The organism is Halobellus sp. Atlit-38R (genome assembly GCF_003665925.1).
In the GTDB taxonomy this organism is placed as follows: Archaea; Halobacteriota; Halobacteria; order Halobacteriales; family Haloferacaceae; genus Haloquadratum; species Haloquadratum inordinatus.
In genome coordinates this window covers 1-476 of record NZ_QXIJ01000277.1, presented here as the reverse complement: position 1 = coordinate 476, position 476 = coordinate 1, and the positions used below count along the sequence as shown (strand labels likewise).

General features: G+C 54.2%; 1 protein-coding gene. It reads right to left on the bottom strand.

Annotation, left to right across the window (positions count from 1 at the left end):
- Positions 1 to 209 (bottom strand): hypothetical protein (locus D3D02_RS21375; protein ID WP_233560728.1); only part of this gene is annotated, 209 nt, incomplete at its 3' end.
- Positions 210 to 476 lie beyond the last annotated feature (267 nt).

The following is a 476-nucleotide window of genomic DNA, read 5'->3' as shown; positions in this document are numbered from 1 at the left end:
AGAACACATCGACCCCTAGCCGATGGGAAAGTGGCAAGATACCTCCGAATGGGGAGAACATCGATACAATACGTGACGTTATCCCCGACGACCTCGATCCTGCGGATGTCGTTGATACCCCTAAACTCAGTCGAGATTGGGACGGACGCCTCTCGAGTATCGAGTACTAACTCCTTGGCTCGGGGAAACTCCAGGTACTCCGTGAACATCTACGGACAGCTGTCGAAATACCGGGTGACGGAGGGACGAAGTCCTTCTCGGGAGAGCAGCGGCAGTTCGCTCGACAACAAAAGATCGGGACGTAGATTGGTCAGAGCGACAAACCTGGCGGGTTGGTAACGACGATCTACTCTGGAAGGTGACGAGCGGCGGGCGATTCGGCGGTTCATCGAAGTCAACGAAGAGACTGTCGCCATTGTACTCGTCAAACACTGGAACCGATTCCAGAACGAGTGAAGCGACTTGCTCTATAACCT